This window comes from Bhargavaea ullalensis (genome assembly GCF_042432615.1).
Lineage (GTDB): Bacteria > Bacillota > Bacilli > Bacillales_A > Planococcaceae > Bhargavaea > Bhargavaea ullalensis.
Window position 1 is genome coordinate 22,711 of sequence record NZ_JBHLWY010000031.1, and the last position, 16,307, is coordinate 39,017.

Sequence of the window (16,307 nt, forward strand, 5' to 3'; positions counted from 1 at the left end):
CTTCTCTTATTCTTGCGGAAAAAGCCATCCTTAAAACAAAAGTTTAGTGAGACGGACGAAGCGGGGGTTGAGTCGGATGCCGCTTGCTTTCGGCCTTGAAACACAGCATCCACGGGTCTGCTATACTGGAAAAAGATTAAAGGAAGAAGTGATTCCCATGCATCAAACGATCGGCGTCCTGGCCCATGTGGATGCGGGCAAGACGACGTTTTCCGAACAGCTGCTTTATCACACAGAGGCGATCCGCAAACGCGGACGCGTTGACCATCAGGATGCGTTTCTCGATGGGCATGACATCGAGAAAGCACGCGGGATCACCGTGTTTGCGGACCAGGCGGCCTTTCAATTCAACGGGACGGACTATACGCTGATCGACACGCCCGGGCACGTCGACTTCTCGCCGGAGATGGAGCGGGCGATCGGCGTCATGGATGCGGCGGTCGTTCTCGTGAGCGCGGCCGACGGCGTGGAAGGCCATACCGAAACGGTCTGGGAGCTGCTTGCCGCCCACAACGTCCCCGCCTTCCTCTTCATCAACAAAACCGACCGGGAAGGAGCCGATCCGCAGGCGGCTCTTGAAGAAATCCGGAGTTCCCTGAGCGAGGATGTGTTTTTGCTTGACGGAGGGCTGACGCCGGAACTTGCCGAGTGGATCGCCGAGCGTGACGAGGACCTGCTGGAGCGGTTCGTGGAAGACCGGTACGACGAGACCGTGTGGCTCCGGGCCATGAAAAAGATGACCGCAGAACGCAGGATTTTCCCGGCACTGAGCGGTTCCGCACTGAAGGATGACGGCGTCACGGATTTCCTCGGCTGGCTGGACCGGCTGACCTCGGCGGACTGGGATCACAACGCCCCGTTCTCCGCGCGCGTCTATAAAATCCGGCACGACTCGGGCGGACAGCGGGTGACGTTCCTCAAGATTTTGTCCGGCCGGCTTGCCGTGAGGGATGAGCTCCATCTTCACGTAGACCCCGAAAAGATCACTCAGATCCGCCGGTACAGCGGCCACAAATTCACCGTGCAGGAATCAGCCGCTGCGGGAGAGCTCATCGCGGTGACCGGTCTCACGGATGCACGTGCCGGCGGGCTGATCGGTGCGGACGGTCCCCCGATCGGCTTTGACCTGGTCCCGTCCCTTTCCGCTTCCGTCCGGTTTGACCCTGCCATTCCGGCGGCGGACATGCTCGGCCACTTCCGCAAGCTTGACGCCGAGGATCCTTCACTATCCGTCCTTTGGGATGAACCGTCCCGGGAGATCCGGGTTCGGGTGATGGGCAAAATCCAGCTCGACGTGCTCCGGGAAGTCGTGAAGGAGCGGTTCGGCGCGGAGATTTCCTTCAGCGAGCCGTCGATCCTTTATAAGGAAACGATCCGCTCGGCTGTAACCGGATATGGACATTTCGAGCCGCTCCGCCACTATTCGGAAGTGCATCTTCGGATCGAGCCCGGCAGAAGCGGGAGCGGCATATCATTCAAAAGCGAATGCCATCCAAATGACCTGGCTCCCGGCTATCAGCACCTTGTCGGACAGGCGCTCACCGAAAAACCGCACCGGGGCATCCTGGCAGGCGCGCCGCTCACCGACCTGGCGATCACTTTGCTGACGGGACGCGCGCACAATGAGCATACATCCGGCGGAGACTTCCGGGAAGCCTCACTCCGTGCCTTGCGCCAGGGACTGGAAAAGGCGGACAATGTGCTGCTCGAGCCGGTGTATGAGGTGAAAGTGAAAGTGTCTTCCGAACTGATGGGCCGGGTCCTGTCTGACCTTCAGCAGGCACACGGACGGTTTGACCCGCCGGAAACCGACGGCGCGTCCACGCTCATCACCGGCCGTGTTCCGGTCGCCACGTTCATGGACTATCCGGCGACCTTCGCCTCGTTCACAAACGGGAAAGGCATGCTCTCCCTCCGGCCCGGCGGCGATGAACCTTGCCATAATGCGCAGGAAGTGATCGGACGGATTGCTTACGACAAAGATGCCGATCCGGAATACTCCTCCTCCTCGATTTTCTGCGCCAAAGGCAAAGGCTACGCCGTGCCGTGGGATGAAGCGGAAGATGCAATGCATTTATTGAAATAAACGCTTCTTAAAAGTGGGTTTTGTCGGAACGTTATCTTTATCCGGCGGAACGTTATCTTTATCTGCCCAACCGTTATCTTTATCCGGCGAAGCGTTATCTTTATCCTTTACCGGGCAACGAAAAAAGGACCGTCCTCCATTGGGGACGGTCCTTTCGCGATCAGGCAGCTTCTCGAATTTATTTAAGCAGGTTGATCGTCGTGATGATGATCGGGGCGCTGAACACGACGTCCATGAGGAACGCGCCGACAATCGGGACGACGAGGAACGCGGTGCGGGACGGGCCATATTTATTGACCGTCGCGCCCATGTTCGCCATGGCGTTCGGCGTGGCGCCGAGACCGTGGCCGAGGAAGCCGGAGATCATGACGGCCGCGTCATAATCTTTGCCGAGCATGCGGAACATGACAAACACGGCGAACAGGACGATGAAGACGACCTGGATGGCGATGATGCCGACGAGCGGAAGCGCCAGTCCGGCGAGTTCCCAGAGCTTGATGCTCATGAGTGCCATCGACAGGAAGATTCCGAGGGAGACGTCGCCGATCAGGTTGATCTCCTTCATGTTGATCGTTCCCGGCAGCATGCGGTCCATGACGTTTCGCACGATGACGGCAACGAACATCGCTCCTATGTATGCAGGCAGGACAAATCCGGTCGCTTCCGTGAACAAGTCACCGAGGAACGTGCCGCCTGCCATCGACAGCGTGATCATCGCGATCTGGACCATGAACGAATGCTCGTGGATCGGTTTTTCGTCTTGTTCGACGTACTCTTCCACCTGGCCCTCTGCCGGTTTCAGGTCATGCTTTTTGATGAGGTGGCGGGCGATCGGACCGCCGGACAGGCTGCCGCAGATCAGGCCGAGCGTGGCAGCCGCCATGCCGATCGTCACTGCGGAGTTGATGCCGAGTTCTTCAATCGTCTGGCCGTAGGCGGCCGCGCCGCCGTGGCCGCCGCTCATGGAAACCGCGCCGCTCATGACTCCGAGGAGCGGTTCGATGCCGAACAGCTTTGCAAGCGAGACACCGATGACATTCTGCATGAAGATCGTCACACCGCACAGCAGCAAATAAATGATCAGCAGCTTGCCGCCGAGCTTGATCAGCTTCAGGCTGGCCCCCAGGCCGACCGTCGTAAAGAAGGCGATCATGAACAGCGACTGCAGAGAGGTGTCGAGTGAAATTTCCACAATGCCCGACGTTTGGAGCACGAGGGCGATGATGGCGAAGATCAGGCCGCCCACTACCGGCGCGGGGATCAAGAAACGGTCAAGGATGCCGATCCGGCTGACGAGCGCCGTGCCAAGGAGATAAAGGGCGACCGCCAGGAACAATGTGGTGATTTGATTGATTTCGATCATAGGGCTCCACCTTTCAGAAGTACCGGCACATGAGAAACGGCAGTTCCCCGAACTCGATGGAATCGCTTTCTTCTTTTCGTGTAACCGGATTCACAAATTATATGGGATGAATCATTCAGTCATACTTGCACTGATTGATAATCATACAGCAAGGAAAACAGGGAAATCAATAGAAAGTGACAAAGCCTGTCTTTTTAGTAAAGAAGAAATAGTCAATCATATTATTGTTTGATTCCGGTATTTTCCCCAAATAGGAAAAGCCTCCCGGAACGCTGGGTCGGAAGGCTCTGTTTTCAAGTTTCCTTTGTGCGGGCGGCCGCCCGGATCAGGGAATGATGCATTCCATCCTGATAAACAGGCCGCCTGCAAATGAGTCGAGACGCCTGACGGAGATGCCTGCTTCCCGGACGAGCTGTGCCGTGTCACGGTCAAGCCGGCACCCGTCGGCAATCTTTGACCAGGCGGGCGTCAGTTTTTTCTGAAGGGCTGCCAGCGGACGTGACGGCATGCGGACATGCTCAAACAAAACAAACCGGGCACCCGGCTTGGCCACTCGGCGGATTTCCCGCAGTGCCCGCTCCGGTTCCGGGATCGTGCAGAAGACGAGCGTGGCAATCACCGTGTCAAACCGCCCGTCCGGAAACGGGAGTGCCTCCGCTCCTGCTGCAAACAGCCGGATCGGCACCGAGGCTTCCCGGATCCGCGCAAAGGACTGCCTGCCCATCTCCGGGTCAGGTTCAACGGCGTCCACCGACTTCGCCTTCGCGTAGAACGGAAAGTTAAGCCCCGTTCCGGCGCCGATTTCCAGCACCCTACCTGTTGCATCCTGCGCGATTTCCCTTCTCACTTTCCGGAAGCTGACGGCTTCAAGCGGACTCATCAATTGATCATACGTTCGGCTGAATACGGACATCTCCTGTCTATTCCCCTTTCCGTGGGTGCGCAATCAAAAAAGCGGAGGAAACAATTGGTTTCCCCCGCCTGACTTTATTCCGTTCAACGCTCAAATGCCATCAATACGGGTCGGCTTCATGTCCTTTTTGGACAGCTTCATCGACCGCTTCGTTCTGGGCGGTCGTACCACCCTCACCATATTTCGACTTGACGCCCGCTTCCTGTCCGGGCAGACGCTCATCGGCACCTTGCGCTTCCAGCTCTTTCATCTTTGCATCAATGCCTTCCTTCACTCGGCGGCCGTAGTCTTCATCCGCCTTCGTGAAATGCTGGACCATCGCTTCCTGGATGCGCGGGTCGCAGATCGCAAGCACATCCGACAAGTTCGAGATGAGCTCCTCGCGCTCCCATTCCTCGAATGCCCGGTAAGTTTCGCCGGCCTGGCCGTAGTTGTTCGTCCGGTCGATCGGCTGGCTCATGACATCTGCCGCATCATAGTGAGGACGATATTGAGGACGGTCTTCTTTGCTTGCTTCCCGCAAGCCGCCGACCATCGACGGCTCGTAGTTGATGTGCGGATTGCCGCCGGCTTCCTCGGGCGTGCGCATGCTCATCATGCCACGGGCCTGGTTCGTGCGGACCTTTGCCTTCGGGGCGTTCGTCGGCAGCTGAAGATAGTTCGCGCCGATGCGGTAGCGCTGCGTGTCCGAATAAGAGAACGTCCGGCCCTGCAGCATCTTATCATCCGAGAAGTCCATCCCGTCGACGAGGACGCCCGTACCGAACGCCGCCTGCTCGATCTGCGTGTGGAAGTCGGTCGGATTCTCGTTCAGGACCATCTTGCCGACCGGCAGCCAAGGGAACTTGTCTTCCGGCCAGAGCTTCGTATCGTCAAGCGGATCGAAGTCGAGTTCCGGGTGGTCGCCGTCTTCCATGAGCTGGACGTAGAGCTCCCATTCCGGATAGTCGCCGCGCTCGATCGCTTCATAGAGATCCTGAGTGGCGTGCGAATGGTTCTTCGCCTGGATCTCCTGGGCTTCCTTTGTCGTCAGGTTCCGGATGCCCTGCTTCGGCTCCCAGTGGTACTTGACGAGGAATGCCTCGCCTTTGTCGTTGATCCATTTGTACGTGTTCACGCCCGATCCCTGCATGTGGCGGTAAGTGGCAGGCCGTCCCCATGGCGAGAACAGGAAAGTGATCATATGGGTGGCTTCGGGAGAGCGCGACACAAAGTCGAACATGCGCCGCGGGTCCGGAACATTCGACGCCGGGTCGGCTTTGAACGCGTGGATCATGTCCGGAAACTTCATCGCATCCCGGATGAAGAAGATTTTCAGGTTGTTTCCGACGAGGTCCCAGTTGCCGTCTTCCGTGTAAAACTTCACAGCGAAGCCACGCGGGTCACGGTCTGTTTCCGGCACGTCCTTGGATCCGGCCACCGTCGAAAAGCGCACGAGAACCGGGGTTTTCTTGCCTTTGCCCTGGAACACCTTCGCCCGGGTGTACTTTTCCGGAGGTTCGTTCCCGACTTTACCGTACGTTTCAAAGTAGCCGAGCGCCCCGGTGCCGCGTGCGTGGACCACCCGCTCCGGCACTTCCTCCCGGTCAAAGTGGGACATTTTCTCGATGAAGTGGTAGTTCTCCATCATGGCCGGACCACGGTTGCCGAGTGTTTTGATGTTCTGGTTGTCGGTTACCGGGTGTCCCTGACGCGTCGTGATCGTTTCCCGTTCAGCCTGTTCGTTTGAAGCATTCATCTTTTTATCTTCCGCCAAAATGAAAACCTCCCCGATCTTGATATTCTCCGCCACCTGTTACCGGAAAATTCCGATTGGACAATCAGTTCCGATTCTTTCGGTGTCAACTCCTATTCTAGAATGATTCTAATCAACTGTCCAATGATATGATGCGAAGATTGCATCGGACAAAAAAAGCGACGGGAGCCAAAGCTTCCCGCCGCAGTGGTATTCCCTGTTTTCAATCCGATGATTCCGCCCGGTAGTGCCAAATGCCCCGCGTCATCGTCTTTGAAATCTTGCCTTCCGATTCAAGAAAGTCAAGATGACCGATGATTTCTGACATGATGAGCGGGAAAACGGCATGATACTTCTTGCCATAATAGGCTTGCGCAATCTCCGCCGGGACATGGGTGCCGCCTCGGATCAGGTCCAGGATCCGGACGTCTTTCCTGTCCATCCGGGCAATTTTCTCAGCGGCCAGTTCCCGGTGATTCCGGATTTCATTCCGGTGGCCGGGCAGCAGCACATCGGTGTCGAGTCCGCTGATTTTCTTCAGCGACTGCCGTTGTTGGCTCACCGACGGCAGCCGGTTCCCGTCCAGGTCCGGGTCGATGAGCGCATTCACGGAAGCCCCGTCGAGAATGACATCCCCGGAAAACACGAAGCGGTTTCGCTTGTCGACGAAACTGATGCAGTCGGGCGAGTGCCCGGGCGTCTCGATCACGTCGAGCCTGCAGATCGAATCGCCTTCTTCCAGTGGCCGGATTTCTGTTCGCAGTGCAAGCTCGTCCGCGTCCCGGATGGTTTCTTCAAGTGTTTCAAAGCGGGCTGCCCCCATGTCTCCGCACCCCATTTCCCGGTAGAGCGTGCGGAAGAATTCCAGGCGCATTTCAAGGAATTTCCGGTCCGCCTTCAGCCTCGGGACCGCGTCCGGATGCGCATGGACGGGGATATTCTGCTGTTCAAGCAACCAAGGTACGAGGCCGGCATGGTCTTCATGGTGGTGGGTCAGGAGAATCCGGCTGATGTCGGCAACCGTTGCGCCGATATTCTTCAGCTCGCTCTGGAGCCGTGTCCGGCATTCATCGGAATCCAGCCCCGCATCAATCAGGACGAGCGAGCCGCCGGTATCCAGCAGATAAAAGTTGATCGAACCGACCATTCCATAATCAGTGTCCCAGATGACGGGATGGACGGCCCTGTCCGTCATTGTATGATTGTGTTCCAACTTGTTCACTTCCTCTATCTGCTCTGGCTGTCGTTCAACGTAAACTGCGTAGCTTGTCCATGGCGTGCAGGACAGAGTCCAGAAAACCGTCCAGCTCGCCCATGTTCTCTTCGCCGATCCTCGTCAGAAAGCGGACATCGATGTTATTGGTGATGACAGCGGGCACCGCGGGATAGGTCCAGCTCAGCGTCTGCGTGAGCCTGACGCCGTCTTCCCAGATTCCGTTCAGCACCCGTCCGATTTCCGGGCACTCCTCCGCCGGTTCCCGGACTTCCGTTTCAAAACGGACAGTCAGTGTGCAGGCAGGCTCACTGCCCGGTGTTTCCAGGATTTCTCCGGCAAGATCGTTCCCGTCCGCGAAGAGACTCACTTCAGCGGGGATTCCGGATGACCCGGCGAGCTTAAACCGGACGGTGAGCGCCCGGCTGAGCGCGGCGAAGTCCATGATGTCCGCCCGGTCAAGAATGTCGATTCGGCGTTCGATCGTATCCAGGTCATAGATCCGGTTTTCAAGCGCCACTTTGAGATTGTCGAAAATCGTCGGGTCGTACATCGAGCCCGCCTCCCTTCCCGGTTTTTCTCATTGTATCGTACATCAGTTCAGAGGATCGCTCAAACTTCCGGGTTAACCGGGGAGCCAGAGGGAAAAGAAGCAGAAAAAGCATTGATTGGGAGGGCACTTCATGAAAATCACCCTGCTCCAGCAAAACGACTCCCACGGCGTTCTTTGGGAGCATGACGAGATGTTTTGGGAAACCGGGCGCCCTGTCTTGAAAAAAACGGGCGGTTTGGCAAGGATTCTGCAATATGTGAAAGACGTAAAAGCCGAAAATGATCGTGTTCTGTTTTTCGACGGCGGAGATACGTTCCACGGTACCTTGCCCGTCGTGGAGTCGAAAGGGCAAGCAGCGCTCGACGTAATCCAAAAAATGCCGATTGACGCAATTGTTCCGGGAAACTGGGACTATGCATACGGAAAAGAGCGTCTGAGCGAGATGGCAGCCCAATTGCCCGGGGCGATGCTGGCATGTAACTGTACCGTCCGCAACACCGGTGAACCGTATTTCAAGGAATATCTCATCCGCGAACTCGACGGGATGAAGGTCGGCATCATTGGCCTAACCTACCCTCATGAAGACAAGACGATGCCGTCGTCATTCTCCGAAGGCCTCGCATTCACAACGGGTGTCGAAGAAGTGCGCCGCCTCGTCGGAGAACTTTCGGGAAACACTGACCTGATCATTGTACTCAGTCATATGGGCTTGCCCCTTGACGCCAAGCTGGCGGGGCTTGTCGACGGAATCGACGTCATCCTGTCCGGCCACAGCCACGACCGTGTCCAAGTGCCGGACGTCATCAACGGGACCTACATCGTCCAGGCCGGATTCAGCGCTTCATTCGTCGGCCGGCTGGATCTTCGCGTGGAAGAAGGCGAAATCCGGGATGCCCGGTATGAACTGGTCCACAACGATGATTCATTCGGAGAGGACCCGGAGATCCGGTCGCTTGTCGAAAAGGTTTTGGGAGCCTACGAAAAAGAGCGATGCGAAGTGGTCGGGGAAACCAGTGTGGTGCTTCACCGGATGGCGCTTGAGGAAACACCAATGGACAAGCTGATCACCGACAGCTATTTGGCCTCGCTTGGAGTGGACGCCGCTTTTTCAAATGGCTGGCGCTACGGGCCTCCAATTGCGCCCGGTCCGCTCACGCTGTTCGACCTGCACACAATCATTCCGCCGAACCCCGAGCTGTTCAAAGTCTGTATGACCGGCCGGGAACTGACCGATGCGCTAGAAAAGAACCTCCAGTTTGTGTTCGCATCAGATCCCTTCAACCAACAGGGGGGCTACATTCTTCGGTCAAGCGGCATTTCGATGACGTATAAGCCGTACAATCCGGACGGTGGCCGCATCCAGACACTGCAGGTCGGCGGGAAGGATATCGATCCGGATAAGACCTACACGGTTGCCGGCGGCGACGGACAGACATTCGGTTCTCTTTCGGAACGCAAGCAGATGACCGGCATCCATGCCGTCGATGCCATCCGGGAATTCCTCAGGACGAACAGCCCATTTCCCGGCATCACCGAAAAGCAGATCATCAGCGCCTGAATCCAAACAAATCAAACAGCGGCACCCGGACGATTCAGCCCGGATGCCGCTGTTTTTGATCCGGCCGGAGCTCAGACCGGCCGGATCGTAATTTCGTTCACATTCACATGCGCCGGCTGGGTGACCGCGTAGACGATTGCCTGTGCGATGTTCTCCGGATCAAGGATTTTCCGGTCCACGCTCCGGGATCCCATGAGCGGTGTGTCGACCATGCCCGGCGAAATGTTCGTCACCCGGACGCCGGTGCGGGCAAGCTCCTTCTCGAGCCCCATGGAAATTGCGCGCACCGCGAATTTCGTTGCGCTGTAGACGGTGCTCGTCTTCGTCACTTCATGGCCGGAGACCGAGTCAATATTGATCAGATGGCCGCTCCCCCGCTCGATCATGCCGGGCAAAACGGAATGGATGCCGTACAGGACGCCTTTGATGTTGACGTCGATCATGCTTTCCCACTCCTCCGTCTTGCCGGAGCGAACCGTGCCGGACAGCATTTGGCCGGCGTTGTTGACGATGATATCGACCGCGCCGTACGCTTCCTTCGCCTTCGCCGCCATTGACTCGACGCTCTTGCGGTCGGTCATGTCGGTCGCCACGGCAATCGCCTCCCCGCCGCCCGCTCCGTTGATCTGCTCTTCCAGCTCCGTCAGTTTCTCGATGCTCCGCGCAGCCAGGATCACATTCGCCCCTTCCGCTGCAAGCCGGGCAGCGACCACTTTTCCGATTCCGCTGCTCGCCCCCGTCACGACCGCGGTCTTGCCTTCCAGTGTCATCATTCCAACCAGCCTCCCTTCATGATTGTGTATACCACTTCAATAAGTTGCCTATCCCTTTTTAGTCAGTCCCCGTCATGTTTCTGCAGCGTCCTGGAATAAACGAGTCCCGCCGCTCCGACGAGGATGAACAAAACAGCTCTGATCATCACAGAAACGGCCGCCATGTCGATCAAGAACAGCTTGAGGAACGAAACCGCGAGCAGGATGAAGCCCGCAATCCGGACCCCTTTCCAGTGCCGCTTGCCGCCCGCCGTGATCGATGCGAACGCAAACAGGAAAAGCAGGAACGTGTGCATGAACAGGGACGTTTCGCCGGTCCACCCGTATTCCCGGGCCGCCGCGAAAAACCACTTGTTCATATAAATGAAGTAAACCGCCAGCAGGAAGATGGCATAGCCCGATGCCGAAATCTGCACCGGCAGCGCATCCCGGGCCTTCACGGCCGATGCAGAGAGATACGCGAACCCGGCGGCAAACAAGAGTCCGATCACCAGGCTGGCCGGGTAGCTGCCGCCGGCCCAGCCGCTCATCGGCACGAACATGATGAGGATGCCGAGGACCGCAAACTCGATTGCTCCGGCGACGGCGACGTACTTGCCGTGCGGATGCTTGTGAAGCAGGAAACTGCCGAGCGCCGCCGCACCAAGTATGCCGAGCCGGATATGCAATTCCGGACCGAATGAAACAACCGACCCGAAAGTCATGGTGCCTGGTCCGAGAAGCAGAACGCCCGACAGCCTGAACAGATACACCATGACAGCCGCCTGCCCCGCAATGAGCGAGGCATCCAGGCCGTCCCGTTTTGTCCAAGGCTGCGGATACTTGTAAAGGGCGATGTAAATGACCGCAAGCGTTGCAAGCAACACAAGCCAGACGGCATGCTCGATTGAAATGATGGAGCCGAACCCGACAAAGGCAGCCGTGAGCGCCGCATTCAGCATGTATACTGAACCCGATACGACAAGCGTCCGGACCGCTCCGAGCCGGAGGGCAACCCAGATGCCCGCCGCTCCCGCAGCGAGCAGCATCATGACCTTGGCGACCGGTTCATCCAGATAAAAGCTCAGTATGAAGACGGATGCAGCCGCGACGGCCATCGCCGAAAGCACATCCCGCAGCGTCCGGTCCTCCAGCAGTTTCGAGTAAACGGCCAGCGCGGCGTAGAGCACTGCCCCCACACCGTATGCGGCCTGCATGAGCGGCTCTTCCAGCAGGCCGATCCAGGCCATCCCGACCGCAAAGTTCACATACAGCAGGACTTCCGTGAAGGTCTGCCGGGGGATGCTCCCCTTTAGATAAAAGAACAGCAGCACGAGATGCTGCACCAACGCAGTTCCCGCCACCAGGTTCTCATGCCCGCCGAGCACGCCTTCCAGCATCAGATAGACGAACAAAGTGAGATGGGACAAGGCGAACACCACATAGAACGTCACCTTGTGCCGACCGCGCACAGACACGCCGAGCAGTGCCAGGAACAGCACCAGCACATAAAGGCAGAACATGAGCGCGGAAGCCCCTTCGCCCTCCAGCAGGAACGGGAGCAGGAATCCGGCGACGGCCGTGAACACGGTGAGCGTCTCGGAATGTGTCCGGACAGACGCATAAAGACCCGCAGCCACGTAGCCGATCCCGATGATGAACGCCGCCATGATCGGCAGGAACCCGTACAGCTGGTTGGCCGCAAACGTCGTCAATATCCCGAGGGCGATCGTCCCGCCCCAAAGAGTCAGTCCATATCCGCGCTTTCCTATTTGAATCGACCGGAATCCGAGCCAGCCGAGCAGGACGGATGCGGCATACCCGAGCGCAATGCGGACACCGGGCGTGATCCACCCCATGTCGAAGCTGACTTTGAGCCCCCAGAGCACGCCGAGCAGCAGGATGAACATGAACACCCTCGGCAGCCAGACGGCAAACTGGCGCTCGAAATTAAACGGTTCCGGTCCGGGAACCTCCGGCCGTCCCGCAGGCATGTTTTCCCGCGGCGGCTTTTGGAACACCGGAGCTTCCCCCGCCGGTACCTCTTGCGCGCCGCCGGACGGCCGTTCCGGCTGTCCGGAAATTTTCAGCCTTTCGGATGACCCCGCCTGCGATTTTTCGCCGGACGGCTTTTCCGGGGCGAAGCCGATGCTCGCCATCATATCCGACAAGGAGGCCGCGGGTGCCGTCTGCTTTTTACCCCGCCTGTCTGTTTGTCCGGGTTCTTCCCGCCGGACATCCGGTTCGCCGGACTGCGGCGGCACCGGCGCTTGTTCTTCCCGGCGGTTCTCCAAAGCCGTTTCTTCACTTGCCGGCCGCACCGGTTCCGGCTGCTCCTTTTCTTCGGCCTGCATCTCTTCCAGCCGAATCCGGATGGCCCGCATCTCTTCTTCCGCCCCTGCCAGCCGCCTGAGCAATTCTTTCAGTTCGTCGTCCACGATGCACCTCCCCCGAGATTTTTCCGAAATTGCGCAATGCTCTTCCTTCTAATCATACTTATATCCCCCTTGCCAAAGCAACACCCGGACCAAACGCTCATTTTCTGAAAAAACCTGGACTGATGATGTTTAATCTGCGGATATTAGGAAAGAGTTGTTGATAGACCTCCCCCGCTTCCTTGCTTGCCTTCAGGGCACGAGTACATAGGGACCCGGTCGAACCGCAATCATTATCGCAATCATTTTGACAAGGAGGCAGGTAACATGGCTGACTCAAAACCAACACCCGAAAACAAGGGCATGGACCGCAGACAGTTTCTGAAAAGCAGCGGACTGCTCGCAGGCGGGCTCGTCGGCGGCGGACTGCTCGGCAGCCTCATCACGTATGAGGTGAAAGATTCCAAGAAAGGCTCGGGCGGCACAGCCGGAGATACAAGCAATGCCGATCACCTTTCCGATGCCCGGATCTTCTTCAGCCGGGAAGAGGACTTCCAAATCCTCGCAGCCGCAACAGAGCGCATCTATCCGGAAGACAAAAACGGCCCCGGAGCCATCAAGCTGGGCGTCCCTTATTTCATCGACCGCCAGCTTGCAGGCGAATGGGGCCTCAACGCACGTGAGTATATGAAAGGTCCGTTCCTGAACATTCCGGAAGCCAACCAATATGAAGACTTGAGCCAGACGGATAAAGGCCGTGCCGATCAGGGGCCGAGCGGAGATACACTCAATCCGCTGCCGACGCCCCGTTACCAGTCCCGCATGACACGTGCAGAGATGTTCGTCGTCGGGGTACGCGCAATCGACGAAGCGGCCAGGGAAAAATTCGACACCGGCTTTGCGAAGCTCGAGCCTGAACAGCAGGATGAGATCCTTACACATTTCGAGAATGACGAAGTCAACATGCCCGGCGTCTCTTCCTCGACATTTTTCAATCTGCTTGCACAGACAACGATCGAAGGCTGCTACTCGGATCCTGTTTACGGCGGAAACCGGAACATGGAAGGCTGGAGAATGATGGAATACCCTGGACCGCGGGCCAGCTATGCGGATCAAATCGAACCCGATGAATTCATTGTCCTTGAACCGAAGGGGCTCACCGAATATCAGGGGCATTAATGACTGGAGGAATCTGAATGGCTAGGAAATTGGAGAAAGTCGATGTCGTGGTCGTCGGAAGCGGATGGGCCGGCGGCATCGTGGCAGCAGAGGCTGCAAAGGCGGGACACAGCGTTGTGGTATTGGAACGGGGGAAAAACCAGAAACGCTCTGACTTCATCGGTTCCAAAGACGAACTTCGGTACACGGACCGCTTTGATATGATGCAGCCCCTCTCGTCGGAGACCATCACCTCCAGGGTGAATATTGACGATGTGGCGCTTCCGGTACGGACACAAACCGAAATGATGGTCGGCAATGACCTCGGCGGCGGGAGCGTCCACTGGGCGGGCTCCACTTACCGCTGGCGGCCGTACGACTTTGAAATCCGTTCCAAGACGATCGAACGCTACGGGGAAGGGAAAATCCCGAAAGACAGCACGATTGCGGACTGGGGCATCACCTATGAAGAAATGGTGCCTTACTATGACAAATGGGAAAAGACGGCAGGGGTTTCCGGCGAACTGGATCCGCTTGGCCCGCCCCGGGACAATGACTGGCCCAACCCGCCGCTGAAAGAAACCCCGGCCCTCAAGCTCTTCAAAAAAGCAGCCAAAGACCTCGGCTATCACCCTTATCAGCTGGCGGCCTGCAACATGTCGCAGTCCTATACGAACCCGGACGGCGAGACACTCAATCCATGCATGTACTGCTCCTACTGCACGATGTACGGCTGCGACTTCAGCGCCAAATCCGACCCGATTGCGACGGTCATCCCGACCGCACAGAAAACCGGCAAGGCGGAATTCCGCACAAACGCACTCGTTCGCCGGGTGCTCCATGAGGGCGGCAAGGCGACGGGCGTCATGTACACTGATGTGATGACAGGCGCGGAATATGAACAGCCTGCAGACGTTGTCGTCCTCGCGGCGTTCACCTTCTCGAACAACCGGCTCCTGCTTCTGTCGGAAATCGGAGAGCCGTATGATCCGAAAACCCGCAAAGGGGTCATCGGCAAAAACTTCACCATCCAAGGGAATATTACATTCCGCGGAGCGAGAGGGTTCTGGGAAGACAAGAAGTTCAATCTGTACGCAGGCGCAGGCGCACTCGGCGCCGGGTACAGCGACTATGACGGAGACGAATTCGACCATACGGACCTGAACTTTATCCATGGCGGCGGCATTGAGCTGCGCCAATACGGCTACGGAGCGGTCGGACTCAACCACGTTCCAAAAGACACGAAAAAGTGGGGAGCGGAATTCAAGGAAAAATCACTTCATTACGCTTACCGGAATCTGGTGGTCTGGTATACGATGGCGGTAATGTCCTACTGGCACAACTACCTGAGCCTCGACCCGACCTATAAAGATGATTACGGTGATCCTCTTCTGCGTGTAACGAACAAGTATACCGACCAGGAACGCAACCTCGCCCGGTTCGGCATCGAAAAATGTGCCGAAGTCGTAGAAAAAATGGGTGCGGATATCATCGACAAAGACACGGTTTCCGACGACGAGGACTTCGACCACATTTACGACGGCGGCCACTACACCGGCGGCGTCATGATGGGACCGGAGCCGGGAACCTCGGCCGTCAACTCCTATCTTCAAATGTGGGATATGGAAAACCTGTTTGTCGTCGGCGGCTCCGCATTCCCTCAGTTCGGCGGACACCACCCGACACCGACAATCGGCGCACTCGGATACCGTGCGGCGGAAGGCGTCGTGAAGTACCTGAAAGACGGCGGCATGCTCGTCCAGGCGAAAACTGCCCAGGCAAATGCATGAGCCGGATAAGATGAAAACGAAGGAACAGGCTCTTTCCGGGGCCTGTTCCTTTTTGTTTTGAAAGAAAGTCAGTCTTGGGGTGTTTTATGGATGTGATGGCTTCCGGGAGCACAGACCGACAGACCGGTTTTGCACCAGTAATCGTTGCTGGAACATTGCATGCCCGAAAAAGCGTACTCTCCGAACCCACGCCTATGCGCTCACTCAAGGTTTATATGATTCCACTCGAGCCATCTACACGCTCACTCGCAGCCCCTGCGATTCCACTCGCCTTCCTCTTCCCCTTTCTTTTCCGGTCCAACTTGGCTACATGGATTTTTCACTCCCCACACAGAGATTTCAGGATCGTCTCCGTGCCTCCCCCGAGTTTCCTTGGCCCCTTACTCCAATTTTGACTCGCTTACTCCGATTTTCCGCTCCTTACTCCGAATTTGTCTCCCTTACTCCGATTTTCTGCTCCTTACTCCGAATTTGTCTCCCTTACTCCGATTTTCTGCTCCTTACTCCGAATTTGTCTCCCTTACTCCGATTTTCTGCTCCTTACTCCGAATTTGTCCCCCTTACTCCGATTTTCCACTCCTTACTCCGAATTTGACTCCCTTACTCCGATTTTCCACTCCTTACTCCGAATTTGCTCCCCTTACTCCGATTTTCTGCTCCTTACTCCGAATTTGCTCCCCTTACTCCGATTTCCCACTCCTTACTCCGAATTTGTCTCCCTTACTCCGATTTTCTGCTCCTTACTCCGAATTTGTCCCCCTTACTCCGATTTCCCACTCCTTACTCCGAATTTGTCCCCCTTACTCCGATT

At 57.2% G+C, this 16,307-nt stretch carries 11 protein-coding genes; 4 read left to right on the top strand and 7 right to left on the bottom strand.

The window, feature by feature from the left end; translation table 11 throughout:
• Window positions 1-157 precede the first annotated feature (157 nt).
• A complete protein-coding gene (locus tag ACFFIY_RS07855; RefSeq protein WP_354198413.1) occupies window positions 158-2,086 on the top strand; it encodes a GTP-binding protein in 1,929 nt (642 codons plus the stop codon).
• Window positions 2,087-2,264: 178 nt separating this feature from the next.
• Here ACFFIY_RS07855 and gltS read toward each other — a convergent pair whose 3' ends face one another.
• The 5 genes from gltS to ACFFIY_RS07880 form a co-directional block, all read right to left on the bottom strand.
• A complete protein-coding gene (gene gltS / locus ACFFIY_RS07860) occupies window positions 2,265-3,449 on the bottom strand; it encodes a sodium/glutamate symporter (protein ID WP_354198411.1) in 1,185 nt (394 codons plus the stop codon).
• Window positions 3,450-3,774: 325 nt separating this feature from the next.
• Entirely contained in the window at window positions 3,775-4,362 is a 588-nt protein-coding gene (locus ACFFIY_RS07865) for a methyltransferase domain-containing protein (RefSeq protein ID WP_354198409.1), read from the bottom strand.
• 100 nt (window positions 4,363-4,462) lie between these two features.
• Complete coding sequence (locus ACFFIY_RS07870) at window positions 4,463-6,100, bottom strand: catalase (RefSeq protein ID WP_376837227.1); 1,638 nt, start codon at window positions 6,098-6,100, stop codon at window positions 4,463-4,465.
• Window positions 6,101-6,320: 220 nt separating this feature from the next.
• Window positions 6,321-7,310: an MBL fold metallo-hydrolase gene (locus ACFFIY_RS07875; protein ID WP_354198405.1), complete on the bottom strand. Its 990-nt coding sequence runs from the start codon at window positions 7,308-7,310 to the stop codon at window positions 6,321-6,323.
• 34 nt (window positions 7,311-7,344) lie between these two features.
• A complete protein-coding gene (locus ACFFIY_RS07880) occupies window positions 7,345-7,863 on the bottom strand; it encodes a hypothetical protein (protein WP_354198403.1) in 519 nt (172 codons plus the stop codon).
• Window positions 7,864-7,993: 130 nt separating this feature from the next.
• Here ACFFIY_RS07880 and ACFFIY_RS07885 point away from each other — a divergent pair, with 130 nt between their 5' ends.
• Window positions 7,994-9,421 carry a bifunctional metallophosphatase/5'-nucleotidase gene (locus tag ACFFIY_RS07885; protein WP_354198401.1) on the top strand — a complete coding sequence of 476 codons (1,428 nt, stop codon included), beginning with the start codon at window positions 7,994-7,996 and terminating at the stop codon, window positions 9,419-9,421.
• Window positions 9,422-9,492: 71 nt separating this feature from the next.
• On the opposite strand, the gene ACFFIY_RS07890 is transcribed toward ACFFIY_RS07885, so the two are convergent.
• Window positions 9,493-10,194, bottom strand: coding sequence for an SDR family oxidoreductase (locus ACFFIY_RS07890; RefSeq protein WP_354198399.1), 702 nt, complete (start codon window positions 10,192-10,194; stop codon window positions 9,493-9,495).
• Window positions 10,195-10,256: 62 nt separating this feature from the next.
• A complete protein-coding gene (locus ACFFIY_RS07895; protein WP_354198397.1) occupies window positions 10,257-12,611 on the bottom strand; it encodes a DUF2339 domain-containing protein in 2,355 nt (784 codons plus the stop codon).
• Between the two features lie 264 nt (window positions 12,612-12,875).
• On the opposite strand from ACFFIY_RS07895, the gene ACFFIY_RS07900 reads away from it, so the two are divergent.
• On the top strand, window positions 12,876-13,727 hold the full coding sequence (locus tag ACFFIY_RS07900) for a gluconate 2-dehydrogenase subunit 3 family protein (protein ID WP_354198395.1): 852 nt from the start codon (window positions 12,876-12,878) through the stop codon (window positions 13,725-13,727).
• Between the two features lie 17 nt (window positions 13,728-13,744).
• Complete coding sequence (locus ACFFIY_RS07905) at window positions 13,745-15,496, top strand: GMC family oxidoreductase (RefSeq protein WP_354198393.1); 1,752 nt, start codon at window positions 13,745-13,747, stop codon at window positions 15,494-15,496.
• The last annotated feature ends 811 nt before the right edge of the window (window positions 15,497-16,307 follow it).

Bases quoted from the DNA above. Each gene is read 5' to 3' on its own strand.
- ACFFIY_RS07870 (WP_376837227.1), bottom strand. From the start codon at position 6,100: ATGAATGCTTCAAACGAACAGGCTGAACGGGAAACGATCACGACGCGT.
- gltS (WP_354198411.1), bottom strand. From the start codon at position 3,449: ATGATCGAAATCAATCAAATCACCACATTGTTCCTGGCGGTCGCCCTT.
- ACFFIY_RS07900 (WP_354198395.1), top strand. From the start codon at position 12,876: ATGGCTGACTCAAAACCAACACCCGAAAACAAGGGCATGGACCGCAGA.
- ACFFIY_RS07885 (WP_354198401.1), top strand. From the start codon at position 7,994: ATGAAAATCACCCTGCTCCAGCAAAACGACTCCCACGGCGTTCTTTGG.
- ACFFIY_RS07890 (WP_354198399.1), bottom strand. From the start codon at position 10,194: ATGATGACACTGGAAGGCAAGACCGCGGTCGTGACGGGGGCGAGCAGC.
- ACFFIY_RS07855 (WP_354198413.1), top strand. From the start codon at position 158: ATGCATCAAACGATCGGCGTCCTGGCCCATGTGGATGCGGGCAAGACG.
- ACFFIY_RS07865 (WP_354198409.1), bottom strand. From the start codon at position 4,362: ATGTCCGTATTCAGCCGAACGTATGATCAATTGATGAGTCCGCTTGAA.
- ACFFIY_RS07905 (WP_354198393.1), top strand. From the start codon at position 13,745: ATGGCTAGGAAATTGGAGAAAGTCGATGTCGTGGTCGTCGGAAGCGGA.
- ACFFIY_RS07880 (WP_354198403.1), bottom strand. From the start codon at position 7,863: ATGTACGACCCGACGATTTTCGACAATCTCAAAGTGGCGCTTGAAAAC.